General features: G+C 66.3%; 25 protein-coding genes. 9 read left to right on the top strand and 16 right to left on the bottom strand.

Translation table 11 applies throughout. The features are described 5' to 3' along the window. Window positions 1–75 precede the first annotated feature (75 nt). Window positions 76–1,287 carry a porin family protein gene (locus TVD_RS13750; RefSeq protein ID WP_018168766.1) on the top strand — a complete coding sequence of 404 codons (1,212 nt, stop codon included), beginning with the start codon at window positions 76–78 and terminating at the stop codon, window positions 1,285–1,287. Between the two features lie 108 nt (window positions 1,288–1,395). Here the strand turns inward: TVD_RS13750 and TVD_RS13745 are convergent, their stop codons facing one another. Together TVD_RS13745 and TVD_RS13740 are read right to left on the bottom strand one after the other, a co-directional pair. Continuing rightward, on the bottom strand, window positions 1,396–2,805 hold the full coding sequence (locus TVD_RS13745) for an AmpG family muropeptide MFS transporter (RefSeq protein WP_047251867.1): 1,410 nt from the start codon (window positions 2,803–2,805) through the stop codon (window positions 1,396–1,398). A gap of 36 nt (window positions 2,806–2,841) precedes the next feature. Beyond that, window positions 2,842–3,615 carry an exodeoxyribonuclease III gene (locus TVD_RS13740; protein ID WP_255346780.1) on the bottom strand — a complete coding sequence of 258 codons (774 nt, stop codon included), beginning with the start codon at window positions 3,613–3,615 and terminating at the stop codon, window positions 2,842–2,844. A gap of 103 nt (window positions 3,616–3,718) precedes the next feature. On the opposite strand from TVD_RS13740, the gene pyrE reads away from it, so the two are divergent. Continuing rightward, window positions 3,719–4,354 (top strand): orotate phosphoribosyltransferase, encoded by a 636-nt coding sequence (gene pyrE, locus TVD_RS13735; protein WP_019627695.1) that lies wholly within the window; start codon window positions 3,719–3,721, stop codon window positions 4,352–4,354. A 252-nt stretch (window positions 4,355–4,606) separates the two neighbouring features. Here the strand turns inward: pyrE and TVD_RS13730 are convergent, their stop codons facing one another. From TVD_RS13730 to TVD_RS14845, 14 genes are all read right to left on the bottom strand, one after another. Beyond that, window positions 4,607–4,963, bottom strand: a complete 357-nt coding sequence (locus TVD_RS13730; protein WP_018168770.1) for a cupin domain-containing protein — start codon at window positions 4,961–4,963, stop codon at window positions 4,607–4,609. Between the two features lie 11 nt (window positions 4,964–4,974). Then, window positions 4,975–6,525: a 2,3-bisphosphoglycerate-independent phosphoglycerate mutase gene (gpmI, locus tag TVD_RS13725; protein WP_047251866.1), complete on the bottom strand. Its 1,551-nt coding sequence runs from the start codon at window positions 6,523–6,525 to the stop codon at window positions 4,975–4,977. 104 nt (window positions 6,526–6,629) lie between these two features. Further along, window positions 6,630–7,805 carry a twin-arginine translocase subunit TatC gene (gene tatC / locus TVD_RS13720; RefSeq protein WP_047251865.1) on the bottom strand — a complete coding sequence of 392 codons (1,176 nt, stop codon included), beginning with the start codon at window positions 7,803–7,805 and terminating at the stop codon, window positions 6,630–6,632. Beyond that, window positions 7,802–8,503 (bottom strand): Sec-independent protein translocase protein TatB, encoded by a 702-nt coding sequence (gene tatB / locus TVD_RS13715; RefSeq protein WP_047251864.1) that lies wholly within the window; start codon window positions 8,501–8,503, stop codon window positions 7,802–7,804. The genes tatC and tatB overlap by 4 nt, the downstream gene beginning before the upstream one ends. 41 nt (window positions 8,504–8,544) lie before the next feature. Then, the gene (gene tatA / locus TVD_RS13710; RefSeq protein WP_019594634.1) at window positions 8,545–8,835 is read right to left on the bottom strand and encodes a twin-arginine translocase TatA/TatE family subunit; all 291 of its coding nucleotides are present in this window, start codon (window positions 8,833–8,835) and stop codon (window positions 8,545–8,547) included. A 220-nt stretch (window positions 8,836–9,055) separates the two neighbouring features. Then, on the bottom strand, window positions 9,056–9,424 hold the full coding sequence (locus TVD_RS13705) for a phosphoribosyl-ATP diphosphatase (RefSeq protein ID WP_019594633.1): 369 nt from the start codon (window positions 9,422–9,424) through the stop codon (window positions 9,056–9,058). Beyond that, a complete protein-coding gene (gene hisF / locus TVD_RS13700) occupies window positions 9,421–10,215 on the bottom strand; it encodes an imidazole glycerol phosphate synthase subunit HisF (RefSeq protein WP_018144925.1) in 795 nt (264 codons plus the stop codon). The genes TVD_RS13705 and hisF overlap by 4 nt, the downstream gene beginning before the upstream one ends. Before the next feature lies 1 nt (window position 10,216). Next, a complete protein-coding gene (hisA, locus tag TVD_RS13695; RefSeq protein WP_018144926.1) occupies window positions 10,217–10,945 on the bottom strand; it encodes a 1-(5-phosphoribosyl)-5-[(5-phosphoribosylamino)methylideneamino]imidazole-4-carboxamide isomerase in 729 nt (242 codons plus the stop codon). Between the two features lie 10 nt (window positions 10,946–10,955). Beyond that, a complete protein-coding gene (gene hisH, locus TVD_RS13690) occupies window positions 10,956–11,612 on the bottom strand; it encodes an imidazole glycerol phosphate synthase subunit HisH (RefSeq protein ID WP_018175911.1) in 657 nt (218 codons plus the stop codon). Between the two features lie 24 nt (window positions 11,613–11,636). Then, entirely contained in the window at window positions 11,637–12,230 is a 594-nt protein-coding gene (gene hisB, locus TVD_RS13685; RefSeq protein WP_018144928.1) for an imidazoleglycerol-phosphate dehydratase HisB, read from the bottom strand. Between the two features lie 427 nt (window positions 12,231–12,657). After that, on the bottom strand, window positions 12,658–13,035 hold the full coding sequence (locus tag TVD_RS13680; protein ID WP_018938644.1) for a hypothetical protein: 378 nt from the start codon (window positions 13,033–13,035) through the stop codon (window positions 12,658–12,660). A 135-nt stretch (window positions 13,036–13,170) separates the two neighbouring features. Next, a complete protein-coding gene (soxZ, locus tag TVD_RS13675) occupies window positions 13,171–13,455 on the bottom strand; it encodes a thiosulfate oxidation carrier complex protein SoxZ (protein ID WP_018168776.1) in 285 nt (94 codons plus the stop codon). Window positions 13,456–13,501: 46 nt separating this feature from the next. Next, on the bottom strand, window positions 13,502–13,972 hold the full coding sequence (gene soxY, locus TVD_RS13670; protein WP_018938643.1) for a thiosulfate oxidation carrier protein SoxY: 471 nt from the start codon (window positions 13,970–13,972) through the stop codon (window positions 13,502–13,504). Beyond that, complete coding sequence (locus tag TVD_RS14845; RefSeq protein WP_196799428.1) at window positions 13,969–14,229, bottom strand: hypothetical protein; 261 nt, start codon at window positions 14,227–14,229, stop codon at window positions 13,969–13,971. Before TVD_RS14845 ends, soxY begins: the two co-directional genes overlap by 4 nt. Before the next feature lie 79 nt (window positions 14,230–14,308). Between TVD_RS14845 and lptM the strand changes: the two genes are divergently transcribed. From lptM to hslV, 7 genes are all read left to right on the top strand, one after another. After that, window positions 14,309–14,443, top strand: coding sequence for an LPS translocon maturation chaperone LptM (lptM, locus tag TVD_RS14485; protein ID WP_018144932.1), 135 nt, complete (start codon window positions 14,309–14,311; stop codon window positions 14,441–14,443). Further along, entirely contained in the window at window positions 14,444–15,733 is a 1,290-nt protein-coding gene (gene lysA / locus TVD_RS13665; RefSeq protein WP_018938642.1) for a diaminopimelate decarboxylase, read from the top strand. Further along, the gene (locus TVD_RS13660; RefSeq protein WP_047251863.1) at window positions 15,730–16,404 is read left to right on the top strand and encodes a class I SAM-dependent methyltransferase; all 675 of its coding nucleotides are present in this window, start codon (window positions 15,730–15,732) and stop codon (window positions 16,402–16,404) included. The genes lysA and TVD_RS13660 overlap by 4 nt, the downstream gene beginning before the upstream one ends. Beyond that, window positions 16,404–17,240 (top strand): diaminopimelate epimerase, encoded by an 837-nt coding sequence (gene dapF, locus TVD_RS13655; protein WP_047251862.1) that lies wholly within the window; start codon window positions 16,404–16,406, stop codon window positions 17,238–17,240. Before TVD_RS13660 ends, dapF begins: the two co-directional genes overlap by 1 nt. Then, a complete protein-coding gene (locus TVD_RS13650) occupies window positions 17,237–17,974 on the top strand; it encodes a DUF484 family protein (protein WP_018144936.1) in 738 nt (245 codons plus the stop codon). The genes dapF and TVD_RS13650 overlap by 4 nt, the downstream gene beginning before the upstream one ends. Continuing rightward, window positions 17,946–18,869, top strand: coding sequence for a tyrosine recombinase XerC (gene xerC, locus TVD_RS13645; protein ID WP_047251861.1), 924 nt, complete (start codon window positions 17,946–17,948; stop codon window positions 18,867–18,869). Before TVD_RS13650 ends, xerC begins: the two co-directional genes overlap by 29 nt. A gap of 93 nt (window positions 18,870–18,962) precedes the next feature. Further along, entirely contained in the window at window positions 18,963–19,505 is a 543-nt protein-coding gene (gene hslV / locus TVD_RS13640; RefSeq protein ID WP_018168781.1) for an ATP-dependent protease subunit HslV, read from the top strand. Window positions 19,506–19,527: the final 22 nt, after the last annotated feature.

The following is a 19,527-nucleotide window of genomic DNA, read 5'->3' as shown; positions in this document are numbered from 1 at the left end:
GCACAGACGCACATTCCGTGTCCGCCCAGGATGGCCTCTGGCGACACCCGAACCGCCCGACCAGAGAGGATCGCAATGAAGAAGACGATGAGCTGGACCCTGGCACCCCTTTCCGGTGCCGTTGCCCTGGCCCTGTTTTTGGGCCCGAATGTCGCTGCCGCGGAATACGACAGCATCCAGGTCGGCAACCTGGCGATCGGCGGCGCCCTGCGCGCGAACTACACCGTGGGTGACTATGAAGGAGACCGACGCGATTGGGACAAGGGCGGCGACTTCCTTCTCGATACTGCCCGGATCAACCTTGACTACGAGAATGGGCCCTGGCTCGGCAAGATGGAATACCGTTGGTACAACGATGCCGCCAGTTCCTACAATATGCTGCACACTGGCTGGGTAGGTTATAGGTTCGAAAACGAGAACCAGCTCGAGGTGGGCGTAACCCGAGCACCGTTTGGGCCGGGTGCGTACGGCGTCTCCCAGAGCTGGTTCTTCGACCAGCATTACTACGTTGGTCTTTCCGACAATATGAACCTCGGCGTCAAGTACACCATGCCGATGGGTGACTGGACGTGGGACGTTGGCTACTTCTACTCGGATGCCGGCTCTTACTCTGGCAACAACTCTGATGACAGTGCGCGATACTCTTACGACGTAGTCGACGAAACCGGAACAGGCTTCGAGGAACGAAACCAAGTCAATTTCCGCGGGATTTACAACATCCCCAATACTGAACACGAGGTCGGTTTCTCGGCACAATATGGCGAGCTGAAGAGCAATGGTCCTCAAAGCGACGGCGACATGTTCGCGGTCTCAGGACACGCAGTTAACCGCTTTGGCAACTGGACCCTTGCCAGTCAACTGTCGTACTACAAGTACGACGTAGAAGAGCATGATCTTCTCGATGTAGGCGGGGAGGTCTTCCGAAGTGACAAGCTAGTGCAGTTTGGGGCCTACGACTACTGGAATGAAGTAGCGGCAGAAGCCTGGATTCCAGCGGTCTCGGCCAGTTACTACCACGAGACTCCAAATATTCCGTGGCTGGACTACGTGATCCCGTACGCAGAATACAGCTCCGTAGTGAAGCGCGAGAGCGACTTCAACAACAGCGACCTGCTGGTTCTAGGTGCCGCTTGGGCTCGGGGGAACTGGTACATCTACACCGACCTCGCTTACTCCAACGGCAACGGCTTTGTTGGCGGTGATACCCCTTACGGCGAACAGCTTGGTGCCAATACCACCGACGACTGGGAAACCCGTATCAACATCAACTTCGGGTATTACTTCTAAGGGCGGTCGCGGAAGGTCGTCGCCGGACGGCCTTCGGGCGAAGCCGAGCCCGCACCGAATGGTGCGGGCTTTTTTGTGCCCGCCGAAAGCCACTCGGATCAGGTGCGGCTACTCGCGAGCGGACGCCGGCGAGGTGTCTGGTCGACCGGGCTGGGGCATACGGTCGGGGTTGGCCCAGCGCATCAGGGCGAAGGCGAGCAGGATGGTGGGGATGCCGATCAGGGCGGAGCTGGCGAAGAACCAGACCCAGCCGATGTGCTCCGCCAGCACGCCGGTGAAGCCGGCGAGGAACTGGCCGGGCAGGGTCATGATGGAGCTGAACAGGGCGTACTGGGTGGCGGTGTAGGCGCTATTGGTCAGACTGGAGAGATAGGCGATGAACACCGAAATCGCCATGCCACCCGATAGATTGTCGGCCATGATCGCGAACACCAGCCCATAGGTCTCGGGCCCGAGCGTCGCCAGCCAGGAGAAGGTGAGGTTGGTCAGCGGCGCCAGGATCGCGGTCGCGATCAGCATACGCATGATGCCGAAGCGCACCACCAGCAATCCACCCAGGGCCGCACCGGTCAGGGTCATGGCCAGGCCGAAGGCGGCCGCAATATTGGCGATCTCTTCCTTGGTGAATCCGATGTCCAGATAGAACGGGTTGGCCATCACCCCCATGAAGATGTCGCTGATGCGAAAGACCGCGATAAACGCGATAACAACGAGGGCGATGCGGCCGAAACGCTGCCAGAACTCGACAAAGGGGCAGACCACCGCGCCGACGACCCAGGCCTTGAGGTCCCGCCACCAGCCGGTATCCGAGGTGTTGTTGAGGTAATGGACCACGCGCTCCTCGAGCCGGGCCGTGGCGGCATCGCGTTTCGCGACCTCGGGCTCACGCACGATCAACGTGCAGACGACACCTACCAGCATCAACGCGGCCATGGCGGCATAGGACAGGCTCCAGCTACCGACGGCGGCGATGTGCAGCGCCCCGGCCCCCGCGGTCAGCAGTGCGACGCGATAACCGAACACGTAGGCCGCCGCCATGGCGCCCTGGCGCTCCTGGCTGACGGCCTCGATGCGATAGGCGTCGATGGCGATGTCCTGGGTGGCGGCGCCAAAGGCGGTGAGCACGGCCAGGACCGCAACCAGCCAGAGCTGTTCGACCGGGTCGGTCAGGGCGATCCCGACCAGCCCGAGGATGATCACGGCCTGGGCGAACAGCATCCACGCGCGGCGGCGCCCGAATATCCGGGTCAGGAGCGGCAGGGCCAGGCGGTCGACCACCGGTGCCCAGAACACCTTGATGCTGTAGGCCATGCCGACCCAAGACAGGAAGCCGATGGAGGCCAGCTCCACCCCGAGATCGCGCAGCCAGGCGGTGAAGGTCCCGCCGGTCAGCAGCAGCGGCAACCCCGCGGCGAAGCCGAGGAACAGCATCCCGATGACCCGTGGGTGGCGGTAGACCGCCAGGGCCGCGCGCCAGTCGCGGCTCGGGGGACGCTGCGCTTCAGCGACTCCGGTCATGCGCCGACGTTACCGAATGCGAGGAACATGCCCCGATCAGGGCTGGTAGTCATAGTCGATCCAGAACGGCGCGTGGTCGGAGAAGCGATCGTCGGTATGGATGTACGGGTCATGCGCGGTGGCCGCGATGCCCGGCGTGGCGATCTGGTAGTCGATGCGCCAGCCCACGTTCTTGGCCCAGGCCTGGCCACGGTTGGACCACCAGGTGTACTGCTCCGGGCGTTCGTCCAGCCGGCGGAACACGTCCACCATGCCGATCTCGTCGAACAGGTGGTCCAGCCAGGCCCGTTCTTCCGGCAGGAAGCCCGAATTCTTGCGGTTGGACTTGTAGTTGGTCAGGTCAATCTCGCGGTGGGCGATGTTCCAGTCGCCGCAGATGACCCATTCGCGCCCGTCCTGCATGCGCTCGGTCAGCCAGGGCCGGAAGAACTCCAGGAAACGCCACTTGGAATCCTGGCGATGATCGCCGGAGGAGCCGGACGGCAGATACAACGAGACCACCGACAGGTTGCCGAAGCGCATCTCGGCATAGCGGCCCTCGTTGTCGGCCTCCTCGAAGCCGATGCGGGTCACGACCTCGTCCGGCTGGCGGCGGCTGTACAGGGCCACACCGCTGTAGCCGGGCTTTACGGCATCGACATAGACACTGTGGTACCCGGGCGGATGGAAGGGCTCGCCCTGGATCTGGTGGATCTGGGCCTTGGTCTCCTGGATGCAGACCACGTCGGCCTCGGTCCCCGGGAGCCAGTCGAAGAAACCCTTGCGGGCGGCGGCACGGATGCCGTTGGCGTTCATCGAGAGTATGCGCATGGCGAGGAACGATACCGGCGCGCGCACGCGCAGGAAAGGGCCTGGCTGCGGAATCCGCGTGTCCCTGTGTCAGAATACGGCGTTTTACGACCGGAGCACCCCGATGACCGCCCACGCCTTCCTGGAATACGCCCTGCAACGCGACGTCCTGCGCTTTGGCGAGTTCACGCTGAAGTCCGGGCGAACCAGTCCGTACTTCTTCAACGCGGGCCTGTTCAACCGCGGCTCCGACCTGGCCCGCCTGGGCGAGTTCTACGCCCGAGCGATCGTGGACTCCGGCATCGAATTCGACCTGGTGTTCGGCCCGGCCTACAAGGGCATCCCGCTGGCGGCGGCGGTCACCGAAGCGCTGTTCCGCGACCACGGCATGGACCGCCCCTGGGCCTTCAACCGCAAGGAGGCGAAGGACCACGGCGAGGGCGGGAACATCGTCGGTGCGCCGCTGCAGGGCCGGGTGCTGATCGTGGACGACGTGATCACCGCCGGCACCGCCATCCGCGAATCGGTGGACCTGATCCGCGCGGCCGGGGCAACGCCGGTGGGCGTGGCGATCGCCCTGGACCGCGAGGAGCGCGGCCGCGGCGAGCGCTCGGCGATCCAGGAGGTCGAAGCCGACCTGGGCCTGCAGGTCATCCGCGTTGCCGGGCTGACCGATCTCGTGACCATGCTGGAGGATACGGGCCGCGCGCCCGAACACCTGGAGGCCCTGCGCGCGTACCGCGCCGAGTACGGCGTTTAGGGGGCGCGTACCGCGGCATCGCCCCCCGTCATTGCGAGGAGCGAAGCGACGAAGCACAAAAGCAGCGAAGCTGCGTTGAACGGCCGCAGGCCGGCCCGCAGGGCGATCGAAGCGAGCAACCTCCCGGAGCTGGCAGGGGCCGGGCCGGGATCGGGCGGTTCCGGACGGAGGTTGCTTCGTCGGCTACGCCTCCTCGCAATGACGGGGGCAGGGGTTTACGCGGGGTGGCGGCATGTGCGCCGATCGGCGGCGCTACAGCAGTTCGGTATCGTCGTGCGAGTAGGCCGGGGAGCAGCTGCAGAGGATGTGCAGCGGCTCCGTGCCAGTATTGAGGATGTTGTGCGGCGTGCCGGGATGGATACAGACGGTGTCACCCACAGCCACCGGGAAGGTTTCCTCACCCAGACGCATCTCGCCCTGCCCGCGGGTCACGTGATAGATCTCCTCGGTGCGGGCATGGCGATGCAGGCGCGTGACGGCACCCGGCTCGACCACCGCCTCGGCCAGGCTCTGGGCCGCATTGCCGTGCACGTCAGGGTGCATCAGCTCGCGGATCTCGGAGCCGTCCTTCGTGTCGTAGGCCGGTGTGTCGCTGTAGCGTGTATGCATGGCGCGCTCCCTCAGGCCGAGGCCGGCACTTCCTCGAACAGGAGGCTGCGCCCGCCCATTGCAGAGGGCTTGGGCACGCCCATCAGCTCCAGCACGGTCGGGGCCACATCGGCCAGGCCGCCGCCGGTGCGCAGACGCCAGCGCTGCGAGTCGGTAATCATGCACATCACCGGATAGATTGTGTGCTGGGTGTGCGGGGCCCCGGTCACCGGATCCACGTATTCGTCGCAGTTGCCATGGTCCGCGGTGACGATCGCCGAATATTCGAGCCTCTTCGCCGCATCCAGCACCCGCCCGACCTCACGATCCAGGACCTGGACGGCCTCGATCAGGGCCTCGCGCTTGGCCGTATGACCCACCATGTCGCCATTGGCGAAGTTGACCAGGACGAACCCGTAGCGCCCGCTCTCCATCGCCTGGATGGTCTGGTCGGCGACCTCGACCGCGCTCATCTCCGGCTGCTCGTCGTAGGTATCCACCGACGGCGAGGGGACCATCACGCGCTGTTCGCCGGCGTAGGGCTCTTCCTTGCCGCCGTTGAAAAAGAAGGTCACGTGGGCGTACTTCTCGGTCTCCGCACAGTGGAACTGCGGGATGCCGGCGGAGGCGATGGTGCTGCCCAGAGTCGTCGACGGGCGTTCCGGCGGGAACGCGATCGGCGACAGGAAGCGCGGGTCGTACTCGGTCAGGCAGGTCTCGGAGACCGGGTGAAAGTCACCGCGGTCGAAGCCGTCGAAGTCGTCCATGCCCAGGGCCGCGGTCAGCTGACGCGGACGGTCATTACGGAAATTGAACAGCACGCAGACCGCATCCTGCCCCAGCGGCTCGCCACCGTTGATGATGCGCGGGTTGATGAACTCGTCGTCCTCGCCCGCCGCATAGGCCGCCTCGATCGCCTCGCGCGCGGAACCGGCGGCCTCCCCCTCGGCGTAGGCCATCGCGCGGAAGGCCTTTTCCGTGCGCTTCCAGCGCTTGTCACGGTCCATCGCGTAGTAACGCCCGCACACGGTGGCGATGGCGCCGCCAGCGTTCGCCAGCTCTTCCTCCAGCGGATCGAGGTAGTGGAGCGCGGAACGGGGTGCGGTATCGCGGCCGTCGGTGATCATGTGCACCATCGGGCGCGCGCCCTCGCGCTGGCAGATCTCCACCAGGGCGCGCAGGTGGCGGATATGCGAGTGCACACCACCATCGGACACCAGACCGATCAGATGCAACGGCTGGTCCTTCGCGGCCGCGGCGCGCGCAGCACTGACCAGGGCGTCGTTCTCGTAGAAGCTGCCATCGGTGATCGAGTCGTCGATACGCACCAGGTCCTGGTTGATCACGGTGCCCGCACCCAGGGTCAGATGCCCGACCTCGGAGTTGCCCATCTGCCCATCCGGCAGCCCGACGGCGCGACCACAGGCGTCCAGTGTCGTGTGGGTATGAGTGGAGAGGTACTCGTCGAGGCGCGGCGTATCGGCCTCGGCGTAGGCATTGTTCAGCTTGGACGGGTTCACGCCCACCCCGTCCATGATGATCAGCAGGACAGGGCGGCGGGGGGTGGGACGCGGGTGTGCCATCGCGGGATCATTACCTGGGTCAATGGGTTACCCGGGTATTTTAGCAACTTCCGATGCTTGGCGGGGGCGCAGGCCTGCACAAATACGGCCGCCGGCGCGGTGACTCAGCGATCGCGCCCCGTATTGCCATCCTCCTGCGATGCGTCCGCGTCGGGCTGGCCGTCGTCAGCTAGGCGCTCGCCACTCTGGCTTTCGTCCGCCTCGGGCGCCGGATCGGCGGGGGCGTCCGTGGCGAGTGTGCTCGCGGACCCGCGCTGGCGACGCAGTTCGGCCTGCTCTTCCTCGATGCGGTCGAGCTCGGCGTCCATCTCGTCGTCGGTCAACGGCGTGTACCCGGTGCGCGCGGCGGCGCTCGCGCCCCCGCCGGCGGATGCGGCCGCCGTGGACGAAGCAGCCCGCGTGGTGCCGGACGCCTTGCCCGAGCCACCGGGGCCACCGCGCGGCGTACCACCGCCGCCACCCGGTCCATCGTCGTCCGGACCATCATCGGCGTCGGCCGCATCGTCACCGCCCGCAGTCGCGCGGCGTTGCGCCTTCTTGCGCTCCATGATGCGCGACAGGATCAGGCCAATCTCGAACAGCAGCCACATCGGTAGCGCCAGCAGGGTCTGCGAGATGATGTCCGGCGGGGTCAGCACCATGCCGACCAGAAACACGCCGACGATCACATAGGGGCGCTTCTGCGACAGCTTGGCCGGGGTCGTGGCCCCCATGGAGACCAGCAGGATCGTTGCCACCGGGACCTCGAAGGCAATGCCGAAGGCGATGAACAGCATGATGACGAACGACAGATAGCGCGAGATATCGGTCATCACGGCCACGCCCTCGGGCGCCGTGGCCGTGAAGAACGCGAAAATCAGCGGGAAGACCACGAAGTAGGCGAACGCCATCCCCAGATAGAACAGCGCGGTGGACGACGCCACCAGCGGCAGCGCCATGCTCTTTTCGTGCGAGTAAAGCCCGGGCGCCACGAAGGACCAGACCTGATACAGCAGGTAGGGGATGCTGAGCACCACCGCCAGCAGCAGGGTCAGCTTGAACGGGATCAGGAACGGCGCGGCCACGTCGATCGCGATCATGCTGGTGCCTTCCGGCAGGTGCTGCATCAGCGGGCCGGCCAGCCAGGTGTAGATCGGGTTGGCGAACGGGAACAGGATCAGGAACATCACCAGGATGGCAATGAACATCCTGAGGATGCGGTCGCGCAGCTCGATCAGGTGCGTGAGCAGGGTCTCGGTCGCTTCCGGACTCGGCTCGACCCCCGGTTTGGTCTTGCTCATGAGTGCTTGTCAGGGGTCTGGTCGTTGTGGGTGGTATCCGCTTCGGGATCAGAGGCCTCGCCCCCCCGTGACTCGGCAGGGTCCGGGGTACGCCGTTCGCGCACCGCCGGTTTCGTCCGCTCCGGACGCGGGCCATCGGAGGCGCGCGCCTTTTGCTCGGCGGCCAGCGCCGGGTCGTCGGTCATCAAGTTGCCATCCAGATCGCCCTGGGTGGGCACACGCCGAACCTCGGGCACATCCGCGTCGTCGGCTGCCTCCGGCGCACCCGTGTCCGAAGCACGCGCCGACGCATCCGGGCTGCGCATGGATGGCTTGTCCCGCACCGCGGGCTTGGCCTTGTTCTCGGCCAGGGCCTTTTGCTCCTTGCCGGAGAGATCCTTGCGGGTCTTCGGCTTGCCCTCGATATCTTCGCGCAGGTCCCGCTCGGTATCCTCGATATCCTCGCGCAGACTGGTCTCGGTCTCGTCCATCATGTTCTTGAGCTGGCGGATCTCGCGATCCTGGCTCTTCAGCATGTTGCGCAGTTCGTCGGTCTGCAGCTCCTGCTCGAAGTCCGATCGCACGCTATGGACGAAACGCCGGGTCTTGCCGACCCAGCGCCCGATCTCGCGCGCAAGCCCGGGCAGACGCTCCGGCCCCACGACCAGAAGCGCCACCAGCACGATGATGATGATTTCCCAGAAGCCGATGTCGAACATGGGCTATCGCTCGAGCCTGGCCGCCGCGCAGGGCGCGAGGCTCAGGACTTCTTGTCCGATTGCGAGGCGTCGGAACCCTTTTCGCTGCTCTTTTTCACCTCGGCGTCGACCACCCGGCCTTCGCTGTCGGTCTGGTTCTCGACCTCACGCGGCTCTTCGCCTTCTTCGCCTTCCTTCTTCTCGGCGTCGGGATCCTTGACCGCCTGGCGGAAGTTTTTCATCGCCGAGCCGATATCCCCACCCATGTTGCGCAGCTTCTTCGTGCCGAACAGCAGCACGACGATGAGCAGGACGATGAGGAGCTGCCAAATGCTGATACCACCAATACCCATGGACTCTGTTCTCCAGTCATACAACTTTGGGGTTAGCCTGAACGGCGCCAGGCCCATAATCAACTCTGGGACACACCGGCCACTGTGGGCGTTCGTGCTGGAGTCGCTTTTTCTCCGCGGACAGGGCGCGGTGTTTGCAGTGTAGCCCCACCACATGAACGAACGCTTTACGGCCGGCGACTCAATGCGGCCCCCGGGGAAACACCGACCAATGTACAGACTACGAATGGTCGGATCGGCGACCACTGGTTTCGCGCGCGGCCTTCTCGGCGACGCCCGACAGACCGAAACGCCGGCCCAGTTCATCGAGGACATCGTCCGGGTGCCGCCCGCGGGCCGCAAGCACCACCAGGGCATGAAACCACAGGTCGGCCATTTCCGACACCAGGGCGTCGGTATCGTCGTTCTTGGCGGCAATCAGCGTCTCCGCCGATTCCTCACCCAGTTTCTTGAGCATCTCGTCCAGGCCCCGGGCGTGAAGCTTCGCCACGTAGGACTGCTCCGGGTCGGCCTGGCGGCGCTGCTCGATCACCTCGGCGAGCGCGGAAAGCACCTCGGCACCACCCGGACGGGGCGTCGAATCGGTCATTGCGCGGCCACCTCGGCATCGTTCGGCCGCACCGGGACACCGGCCGCCGCCATCGCGTCCTTGGCCTCGCCCACCGTGTGCTGACCAAAGTGAAAGATACTGGCGGCCAGCACGGCATCGGCATGGCCCTCGGTCACGCCCTCCACCAGGTGCTGCAGCTCACCGACCCCGCCCGAAGCAATCACCGGCACGCCGACCGCATCGCTGACCGCGCGGGTGAGGGGCAGGTCGAAGCCGATACGGGTGCCGTCACGATCCATGCTCGTCAGCAGGATCTCACCGGCCCCCAGGGACTCCATGCGCTGCGCCCACTCGACCACGTCCAGCCCGGTCTCGCGGCGGCCTCCGTGGGTAAAGACCTCCCAGCGCGGTGGTTCATTCCCCGTGCTGACCTGCTTGGCGTCGATCGCGACCACGATGCACTGGCTGCCGACCCAGTCGGCGGCCTCGCGCACCAGCTCGGGCCGGTGCACTGCAGCGGTGTTGATGGAGACCTTGTCGGCCCCGGCGTTCAGCAGGCGGCGGATGTCTTCGACCGCGCGCACGCCACCACCCACAGTCAGCGGGATGAACACCTCGCGCGCGACGGCCTCGACCACGTGCACGATGGTCTCGCGGTCGTCGCTGGAGGCGGTGATGTCGAGGAAGGTGATCTCGTCCGCACCCTGGGTGTTGTAGCGCCGGGCGATCTCCACCGGGTCCCCGGCATCGCGGATGCCGACGAAGTTGACACCCTTGACCACGCGGCCGGCGTCGACATCCAGACAGGGAATGATGCGCTTGGCGAGCATCTCAGGTTGCGAGGGCCTTGCGGGCCTCCTCCAGGGTGAAGGCGCCGTCGTACAAGGCCCGGCCGACGATGGCGCCGGTAATGCCCTCGTCCTCGCGGGCGGCGAGGTTGCGCAGGTCGTCCAGCGAGCTGATGCCGCCGGAGGCGATCACCGGCACGCGCACGTTGCTCGCCAGGCGCGCGGTAGCCTCCACGTTGGGGCCCTTCATCATCCCGTCGCGGGCGATGTCGGTGTAGACGAAGGCCACCACGCCGTCCGCCTCGAAGTGCTGGGCCAGGTCGATCACGTCGTGGTGCGACAGCTTGGACCAGCCATCCACCGCCAGCTTGCCGTCCTTGGCATCCAGCCCGACGATGATGCGACCGGGAAACTCCAGGCACAGGTCGTTCACGAAGTGCGGCGCACTGACCGCGCGGGTACCGATGATCACGTATTCGACCCCGGCATCCAGATAGGCCTGCACCGTGTCCTCGTCGCGCACGCCGCCGCCGATCTGGATCGGCAGGTCGGGGAAGGCCTTGGCAATCGCGTGCACCGCCTTGGCATTGCGCGGCTGACCGGCAAAGGCGCCGTCGAGATCAACGATATGCAACCGCTCGGCCCCGGCATCGACCCAGCGCTTCGCCATCTCCACCGGGTCCTCGCCGAACACGGTGGAATCGTCCATGTTCCCCTGGCGCAGGCGAACGCACTTGCCTTCCTTCAGATCGATTGCGGGAATGACCAGCATCTTCGACTCCTCACGACGCCCCGGGACCGTCACCGTCCCAGCGCAGAAAGTTATGCAGCAGACGCAGCCCGCAGGCGGCGCTCTTCTCCGGATGGCACTGCATGGTGAACAACGAGCCCCGCGCCAGTGCCGAGGCAAAGGTCTCGCCATAATCGGTGCGCCCGGCGACATCGGCCTCGCGCTCGGGCTGCACCCGGTAACTATGGACGAAATAAAACCACGGGGTCTCCGGCAGGCCGTGCCACAGGGGATGCTCCTGCGCCGGCAGCACGCGGTTCCAGCCCATGTGCGGGATCTTCAGGCGCCGGCCATCCGGGCCCTGCATGGCGGGAAAGCGCGCGACCCGGCCCGGCAGGATGCCCAGCAGGTCGACGCCGCCGCTCTCCTCGCTGGCGTCCATCAGGATCTGCTGGCCCAGGCACAGGCCCAGGAACGGGCGGTCGGCCGCCAGCTCCGGCAGCAGCCGGTCGAGCCCGCGATTCGACAGCGCCTGCATGGCATCCCCGGCCGCGCCCTGGCCGGGAAACACCAACCGGTCGGCCTCGCGCAACGTCTCGGGGTCGTCGGTCAACAGTACGCGCTGGTCGCCCGCGGCCTCGTGCTCCAGTGCACGCACGACCGAGTGCAGATTCCCCATGCCGTAATCGATGACGGCAACAGTTTCCATGGCCGGGTCTCGTCCGTTGGTCCGTTACAGACTGCCCTTGGTGGACGGCGTGATCCCCGCGGAGCGCGGATCGAACTCCGCCGCCACACGCAGGGCGCGCCCGAAGGCCTTGAAGATGGTCTCGGCGACATGATGCGCGTTGTCGCCACGCAGGCAGTCGATGTGCAGGGTCATCCAGCTGTGGTTGACCAGGCCCTGGAAGAACTCGTGGAACAAGTCCACATCGAATTCGCCGATGTGCGAACGGCGGAAATCCGCGTGCATCTCCAGCCCCGGACGCCCGGAGAAGTCGATGACCACCCGTGAAAGGGCCTCGTCCAGCGGGACATAGGCATGGCCATAGCGGCGGATACCCTTCTTGTCCCCCAGGGCCTTGGCCAGCGCCTGCCCCAGGGTGATCCCGACGTCCTCCACCGTGTGATGGGCATCGATGTGCAGATCGCCCTCGGCGCGTACGTCGAGATCCACCAGGCCGTGACGGGCCACCTGGTCCAGCATGTGGTCGAGGAACGGGATGCCGGTCTCGAGATGGCTTTGGCCGGTGCCGTCGAGGTTCAGCTCGACGGCAATCCGGGTCTCCAGGGTGTCGCGGCGGACAGATGCAGTACGTTCAGTCATGTTCCGGTTCGGGCACGGTAAAAGGTCAGTGTAGCAAGGCTGGCCGTCGCCCGGTATGACACAGGGAAACACGGGCCTATTCACGCCAGGGAAACACTGATCAATGTACACACTCGCGTTGGCACCCCAGGTTTTCCGAGACAAGGCGCGCCGTGGAACGGGTAGGGTTCTACCCGCAAGCGGTGCAACGCAGGATCGGGGAACCTGGGGTGCCAACCCCACAAGCCATTGAAAGCAGGGGCTCGGCCGCCCGTTGTTGACGAAAACGGGCGCGCGCACAGCGTTACGGCTCCCTTGTGCAGAATGACTGCACGGCAGTCACCGCGCCTTGTTCGCACGCAAAAGCGACTCGAGCGCGAGCGTGTACATTGATCAGTGTTTCCCTAGAGCAGCGTCGGGGCGGACAGCGGCCTCACCCCTTCGACGACTACATGCCGGAGGTCAGCTTCGGCCCCACCAGTAACGCCTCGGGCACCACCGCCTGGATCGCCCCCGGCACTTCAGTGCAAAGCCCGGGCCGCGCGGTCAACGAGACCCACAGGGTGTTCAGCTTCAGGTTCAGCTCCACGAACGCGATATCGTCCCCATAGCCGTTCAGCACGCGCTCGATGGCGCGCGCCCGGGCATGGAGTTCGGAGCGCGGACGCTGGCGCAGCCCGGGGATCAGCATCATGAAGTCCGCCAGCCGGCGGCCTTCGGCGTCGCGCCGGGGCAGGCGTTGCCACAGGGGCTGGTGGGGCTCGAGGAGCAGCGCCGGGCGCAGGGCCGGATCGGCTTCACGGGGCGCGGGGATATCCGGGGACATGGCGGTGCGCTCGGCATGGACCTTTCTGGAGTGTAGTCCACGCCAGAGAGACGCTGACCACAGACACCCGATGACCGGACACAAAAAAGCCGGGGACCAGCCCCGGCTTCTTCAAAGAGAGTGGAACCCTCTTTGTTACCGCACTTCGACGTCGGTCGAGTCGGATTCACCCTTGTTGTCCGTCCAGGAGACGGTCACGGTGTCACCGGCGGCGCCGTCGATCTCGCACTGCAGGAACGGGTTGCGGGAAACCGTGTAGTTCCAGTTGGCGGTAATGGCGGTGTCGCCATTGCGCGCAATTTCCACGGTTTCGATGAAGTGCGGGCCACCGTCGTCGTCGGGGACGAGCATGTCGTGGCTCATCAGCGCACGGATGTTGATAACGCCGTTGCTTTCTTGGGCGCGAACTCGGATAGACATATCTTAAACCTCCAGTAGTGTTCGGATCAGCGGTTGGGGGTCGGCGTTAGCCGCCGCAGCCACCGACCGTGACCTTCACTTCTTGAACCGTCTTGTACCAGGTGTCGCCGGACTTCACGGCGGCGATCACGTTGGAGGACTCGCCCATGCGGATACGGCCCGAGATGTTGGCGTGTGCGCCATCGGCCAGGACATAGTGGGCGGTCAGCGGCTGGTTGTTCAGCTCGACGAACACGGCCATTTCGGTCACGTTGTCCAGGCTGGATTCGACCGACACCGGAACCACGGCGCCGTTCTCGGCGATTTCCGGGGCGCTCAGGGTGACGTCGCCATCGGCAATGTCGCTGGAACCGGTAACGGCTTCAAAGGCGGCTTCAAGGCCTTCGGCGCCAAAGGCCTCGGACGGCCAGGCGGCGAGCAGCTTGCTCGGGGCGAGCAGACCGGCCCCGACGGCGACACCGACAGTACCGGCGGCGAGAGTGCCTTTCAGGAAGACACGGCGCTTGGTGCTAATCATGGATGATCTCCTCTCATCTTGTGGGTCAGATCCGGATTATCCGGGACGTCTTGGCGGCGAACCGCGGTGACGCCTGTTGCTTTGGACGGCGAGCTGCAGGTCTCTATTCCCTGCGGTTCGGGTTCCGCCCCCTGACCAGCTTCAGTGGTCTTTTGCTGGTCTCGCAGATGCATCGTCCCAAACCTGGCTGAATCATTGATGAACGAATCATCGCCGTTCACGATCGGGCAAATTTCGGCGGGCAGATACCGCAGCATCTACCGCTAGCACCTGAAGCCAGGGGCGTATCAATGGCACACTATCGCCTCTTGATGCAACGAACCCCGGATCCGACCCATGTTCTCCTGCAAGGCCCAGTGGCTCCTGATTGCCGTGATCGTCGTGCTCGGCACGATGCAGATGCTCTCCGCCTGTGGTCAGAAGGGCGATCTCTATCTGCCCGATGACGACGAAACCGAGGAGCGGCGCTGAATGGACTACTTCGATTACCACCGCGGCACCCTGTTCTGCGAAGGCGTAGCACTGGACCGCCTTGCCGAGCTGGTCGGCACCCCCGCGTACGTGTATTCCCGCGCCACGCTGGAGCGCCACTTCCGCGCGTTCAGCGAGGCCCTGATCGGCACCCCGCACCAGGTCTGCTTCGCCGTGAAGGCGAACTCCGCGCTGGGCGTACTGAATGTGCTGGCGCGCATGGGCGCCGGTTTCGACATCGTCTCCGGCGGCGAACTGGAGCGCGTGCTGCGCGCCGGGGGCGATCCGGCGAAGGTCGTGTTCTCCGGGGTCGGCAAGACCGCCGCCGAGATGCGCCGGGCGCTGGAGGTCGGCATCCACTGTTTCAATGTCGAATCCGCCCCGGAGCTGGACCGGCTGGAGGCCGTCGCCATGGAGATGGGTGTCCAGGCCCCGGTGTCGATCCGGGTAAACCCGGACGTCGACGCCGAGACCCATCCCTATATCGCCACCGGGCTGCGCGAGAACAAGTTCGGCGTCGCCATCGAGGAGGCACCGGCGCTGTATGCCCGGGTGCGCGACAGCCAGCACCTGGAAGCAACCGGCGTCGACTTCCACATCGGCTCGCAGCTGACCCGCATCGACCCGTTCACCGACGCGCTCAAGCGCGTACTGGCACTGGTCGACGAACTGGCCGCGGACGGCGTCGAGCTGGAACATATCGATGTCGGCGGCGGGCTGGGCGTGCGCTACCGCGACGAGACCCCACCGGAACCGGATGCCTGGGCCAGCGCCCTGCGCGAGGTCCTGGGCGATCGCCCGCTGAAGGTCCTGCTGGAACCGGGGCGCGCAATCGCCGCGAATGCCGGCGTGTTCCTGACCCGGGTGGAATACCTGAAACACACCGAGGCCCATGACTTCGCGATCGTCGACGGCGCGATGAACGACCTGCTGCGCCCGGCCCTGTACGGCGCCTGGCAGGAAATCGTCCCGGTGGTACCGCGCAGCGACACCGAGACCCGCACCTACGACATCGTCGGCCCGGTCTGCGAGACCGGCGACTTCCTCGGCCGCGAACGCGAGCTGGCGCTGGCCGCCGGCGACCTGCTCGCGGTGCGCTCGGCCGGCGCCTACGGCTACGTGATGTCCGGCAACTACAACTCGCGCCCGCGCCCGCCGGAGGTAATGGTCGACGGCGACCACTTCCAGATCATCAACCGCCGCGAGCAGGTCGATCACCTGATGATGCGCGAAAGCATGCTGCCCCGGGATCCGGAGGACCAGGACCCGTCAGGGAGCATCGAGCCGTGATCCCGCGGCGCCCGGAGCCGGAGTTGATGCTGGAGCCGGAGCAGGCCCGTGCCTATGCCGAGGCCGACTTCGCCGCCCCGCACGAGGGTTTCGTCGACGCCTTCGCCGAGGCCTTTCCCGGGCCCGTAACCGGGCCGGTGCTGGACTTGGGCTGCGGCCCGGGCGATGTCTCGCTGCGCTTCGCCACGCGCTACCCCGACTGCGAGGTCGACGGCCTCGACGGCGCCCCGGCGATGCTGGCGGCCGGCGACGCGCTGATGGCCGGGCACCCAGCCGCGGACCGTGTGCATCTGGCCGAAGGCTGCCTGCCAGAGGCGCGCGGACCACGCGCGCCATATGCCACGATCATCAGCAACTCCCTGCTGCATCACCTGCATGACCCGGCCGCTCTGTGGCAAACCATTGCGCGTGACGGCGCGCCCGGCGCGGCGGTGTTCATCATGGACCTGCGACGGCCGGATACGACCGAGACCGTCCGGGCCCTGGTCGCGGAGTACGCCGCCGACGCGCCGCCGGTGCTGCGCCACGACTTCGAGCACTCCCTGCATGCCGCCTTCACGCCCGACGAGGTGCAGCAACAACTGGCCGCAGCCGGGCTCGAGGGCTTCACAGTAACCGTCACCTCGGATCGCCACATGACCATTGTCGGCCGGCTGCCGGAGACCGCCTGATGCGCCTGGAATTCACCAAGATGCACGGCCTGGGCAACGACTTCGTGGTCATCGACGGCATACGTCAGAACGTGCGGCTCGACGAGCCAACGCTGCGTCACCTGGCCGATCGCCACTTCGGCATCGGCTGCGATCAGATCCTGCTGGTGGAGCCCCCGGGCGATCCGGCGCAGGCCCTGTTCCGCTACCGCATCTTCAATGCCGATGGCTCCGAGGTAGAGCAGTGCGGCAACGGCGCGCGCTGCTTCGCCCGCTTCGTCCGCGAGCAGGGCCTGACCGAGGCCCGCGAGATCCCGGTCGAGACCCTCGGCGGGCGCATCGTGCTGCATGTCGAGGACGACGAGCAGGTGCGCGTGGACATGGGGCGGCCGGAGTTCGCACCGGCGCGCATCCCGCTGCTCGCCGAGGCCGAGGCCGATGCCTACACGCTGGATGTGCAGGGCCACTCGATCACCCTGGGCGCGGTCTCCATGGGCAACCCGCATGCGGTGATCCTGGTCGACGACGTGGCCAGCGCACCGGTCCACGAGATCGGCCCGATCATCGAACGCCACGCAAGCTTCCCGCGCCGCGTCAATGTCGGGTTCGCCGCACTGCGCGACCGCGGACATGTCGACCTGCGGGTGTTCGAACGCGGGGTCGGCGAGACACTCGCCTGTGGCAGCGGCGCGGCCGCCGCGATGGCCGTATTGCGACGCCGCGGGCTGGTCGACGACAACCTCGAAGCGACCCTGCCGGGCGGGACCCTTGTGCTAAGCTGGACCGGACAGGCCGAGGCTCCGGTTTGGCTGACCGGGCCGGCCACCACGGTATTCAACGGCTGGATCGATCTATGACTGGGCAGCAATCCTCCAACGCCTCTGCGGCAAAAACCAAGACCCCCAAGACCCGGGCCCCGGAAGACCGCACGATCAGCGCGGCGGACGTCGAGGCCTACCTGCGCGAGCATCCCGACTTCTTCCAGGACCACCTGCCGCTGCTGGACATCCTGCGCCTGCCGCACCCGACCGGTGGCGCGGTGTCCCTGCTGGAACGCCAGGTCGCCCTGCTGCGCGAGAAGCACCGCGCCATGGAACAGCACATGGGCGAGCTGGTCGAGCGTGCCCGCGACAACGAGCGCATGGGCCAGCACCTGCACGAACTGGCCAAGACCCTGATGCGCGCCGAGAACCTGGACGCCGTGCTGGCGCTGACCCAGGACGCCCTGCGCAACGAGCTGGGCGCGGAACGCGTCAGCATCCGCCTGGCCCACCGCGAGGTCGACGACCTGCATGCGCTAACCACCAGCGAGCTGGCCACCTTCGACCCGCTGTTCAGCCGCGGCAAGGCCCAATGCGGTCGCGTCCCGGCCGAGATGCTGGACGTGCTGTTCGACGACGCCGAGGAGATCGGTTCGGCCATCCTGATGCCGTTGGGCAACGAATCCGACCATATCGGGGTACTCGGCCTGGCCAGCGAATCCGCGGACCGCTTCGAGCCCGACATGGGCACCTACTTCGTCACCCACATCGGCGACCTGCTGGCCGAATCGATCCGCTGCCATGTCGAGCGGGCCCACGCCGCTGCCTGACGCACCCGAGCAGGATGCGGATATCGCGGCCTTTCTGGCCCATTTGAGCGATATTCGCGGCCATTCGCCGCATACCGTACAGGCCTATCGACGCGACCTGGCCCGCCTGCGCGGGCTGCATAACGGCCCCTGGGATGCCCTCAAGGCAGCCGACATGCGGCGCATCGCCGGACAGCTGGCCCGCCAGGGCCGCCACCCGCGCTCGATCCAGCGCTTCCTGTCCGCCGTGCGCGGCTTCTTCGCCTATCAGGTCGAACAGCGGCGCATGCCGGCCAATCCGGCCGCCGGCATGCGCGGCCCGCGTGCCGGGCGCCCCCTGCCGCGCGATCTCGATGTCGATCAGACCCAGCGGGCGCTGACCCCGGCGGAGGGCATCGAACCCAACCTGGCGGCACGCGACCAGGCAATGCTGGAGCTGCTGTATTCGTCCGGGCTGCGCCTGTCGGAACTGACCGGACTGGATCTGACGGACCTTGACCTGGATTCCGGGCTGGTGCGCGTGCTCGGCAAGGGCCGGCGCGAGCGCAGCGTCCCGGTGGGGCGTGTGGCGCGCGATGCGCTGCGCACCTGGCTGAGATGCCGGGGCGACTGGGCCACAGCGGACGAGCGCGCCGTGTTCGTCAGCCGACGAGGCCAGCGCCTCGGCAACCGCGCGGTGCAACGCCGGGTCGCCGAGGCCGGCCGTCGCGCCGGGCTGGATGTGCGCCTGCACCCGCACCGTCTGCGCCATGCCTTCGCCAGTCACCTGCTGGAGTCGAGTGGCGATCTGCGGGCGATCCAGGAACTTCTCGGCCACGCCAACCTTGAAACCACCCAGATCTATACCCATCTCGACTATCAGCACCTGGCACAGGTGTATGATGCCGCCCATCCGCGGGCCCGCCGGAGAGACTGATTCGGCGACGATCGCACCCACCAGGTGAACGATCCCGGGCCATCGCAACCCAACACCGTGCCCCATGACACTCAGCCGTAACAGGAGAGATCCGTGGAACAGTTTCGCGGCACCACCATCGTATGCGTCCGCAAGGGCGGCGCCGTCACCCTCGGGGGCGACGGCCAGGTTTCCCTTGGCAACACCGTGATGAAGGGCAACGCGCGCAAGGTGCGCCGCGTCTACCATGATCGCATCCTCGCCGGTTTTGCCGGCGGCACCGCCGATGCCTTCACCCTGTTCGAACGCTTCGAAGGGATGCTGGAGAAACACTCCGGCAACATTACCCGCGCCGCCGTCGAGCTGGCCAAGGACTGGCGTACCGACCGCGCCCTGCGCAAGCTGGAGGCATTGCTGGCGGTCTCCGACCGCGAGAACTCCTTCGTGATCTCCGGCAATGGCGACGTGATCGAGCCCGAGCACGCACTGATCGCGATCGGGTCCGGCGGCCCCTACGCCCAGGCCTCCGCCCAGGCCCTGCTGCAGAACACGGATCTGCCAGCCCGCGACATCGTGGAGAAGTCCCTGAACATCGCCGCCGATATCTGCGTGTACACCAATCACAACATCACCCTGGAGAGCCTGGACGCGGAGTAACGCGACCCGGCGCCAAGCGATT

Source organism: Thioalkalivibrio versutus, assembly GCF_001020955.1.
Taxonomy (GTDB): Bacteria; Pseudomonadota; Gammaproteobacteria; order Ectothiorhodospirales; family Ectothiorhodospiraceae; genus Thioalkalivibrio; species Thioalkalivibrio versutus.
Note: the sequence above shows the minus strand (reverse complement) of the source record. Positions and strands in the feature narration are given on the sequence as shown.

Excerpts from the sequence above, each read along its gene's own strand:
- hisF (WP_018144925.1), bottom strand. The coding sequence starts at position 10,215 with ATGCTCGCCAAGCGCATCATTCCCTGTCTGGATGTCGACGCCGGCCGC.
- TVD_RS13650 (WP_018144936.1), top strand. The coding sequence starts at position 17,237 with ATGACTGGGCAGCAATCCTCCAACGCCTCTGCGGCAAAAACCAAGACC.
- hisB (WP_018144928.1), bottom strand. The coding sequence starts at position 12,230 with ATGACTGAACGTACTGCATCTGTCCGCCGCGACACCCTGGAGACCCGG.
- pyrE (WP_019627695.1), top strand. The coding sequence starts at position 3,719 with ATGACCGCCCACGCCTTCCTGGAATACGCCCTGCAACGCGACGTCCTG.
- TVD_RS13705 (WP_019594633.1), bottom strand. The coding sequence starts at position 9,424 with ATGACCGATTCGACGCCCCGTCCGGGTGGTGCCGAGGTGCTTTCCGCG.
- soxY (WP_018938643.1), bottom strand. The coding sequence starts at position 13,972 with ATGATTAGCACCAAGCGCCGTGTCTTCCTGAAAGGCACTCTCGCCGCC.
- lysA (WP_018938642.1), top strand. The coding sequence starts at position 14,444 with ATGGACTACTTCGATTACCACCGCGGCACCCTGTTCTGCGAAGGCGTA.
- TVD_RS13730 (WP_018168770.1), bottom strand. The coding sequence starts at position 4,963 with ATGCATACACGCTACAGCGACACACCGGCCTACGACACGAAGGACGGC.
- gpmI (WP_047251866.1), bottom strand. The coding sequence starts at position 6,525 with ATGGCACACCCGCGTCCCACCCCCCGCCGCCCTGTCCTGCTGATCATC.
- TVD_RS14845 (WP_196799428.1), bottom strand. The coding sequence starts at position 14,229 with ATGCTGCGGTATCTGCCCGCCGAAATTTGCCCGATCGTGAACGGCGAT.
- xerC (WP_047251861.1), top strand. The coding sequence starts at position 17,946 with ATGTCGAGCGGGCCCACGCCGCTGCCTGACGCACCCGAGCAGGATGCG.
- lptM (WP_018144932.1), top strand. The coding sequence starts at position 14,309 with ATGTTCTCCTGCAAGGCCCAGTGGCTCCTGATTGCCGTGATCGTCGTG.
- tatB (WP_047251864.1), bottom strand. The coding sequence starts at position 8,503 with ATGTTCGACATCGGCTTCTGGGAAATCATCATCATCGTGCTGGTGGCG.
- TVD_RS13750 (WP_018168766.1), top strand. The coding sequence starts at position 76 with ATGAAGAAGACGATGAGCTGGACCCTGGCACCCCTTTCCGGTGCCGTT.
- TVD_RS13745 (WP_047251867.1), bottom strand. The coding sequence starts at position 2,805 with ATGACCGGAGTCGCTGAAGCGCAGCGTCCCCCGAGCCGCGACTGGCGC.
- TVD_RS13680 (WP_018938644.1), bottom strand. The coding sequence starts at position 13,035 with ATGTCCCCGGATATCCCCGCGCCCCGTGAAGCCGATCCGGCCCTGCGC.
- hisH (WP_018175911.1), bottom strand. The coding sequence starts at position 11,612 with ATGGAAACTGTTGCCGTCATCGATTACGGCATGGGGAATCTGCACTCG.
- dapF (WP_047251862.1), top strand. The coding sequence starts at position 16,404 with ATGCGCCTGGAATTCACCAAGATGCACGGCCTGGGCAACGACTTCGTG.
- tatA (WP_019594634.1), bottom strand. The coding sequence starts at position 8,835 with ATGGGTATTGGTGGTATCAGCATTTGGCAGCTCCTCATCGTCCTGCTC.
- tatC (WP_047251865.1), bottom strand. The coding sequence starts at position 7,805 with ATGAGCAAGACCAAACCGGGGGTCGAGCCGAGTCCGGAAGCGACCGAG.
- soxZ (WP_018168776.1), bottom strand. The coding sequence starts at position 13,455 with ATGTCTATCCGAGTTCGCGCCCAAGAAAGCAACGGCGTTATCAACATC.
- TVD_RS13740 (WP_255346780.1), bottom strand. The coding sequence starts at position 3,615 with ATGCGCATACTCTCGATGAACGCCAACGGCATCCGTGCCGCCGCCCGC.
- hisA (WP_018144926.1), bottom strand. The coding sequence starts at position 10,945 with ATGCTGGTCATTCCCGCAATCGATCTGAAGGAAGGCAAGTGCGTTCGC.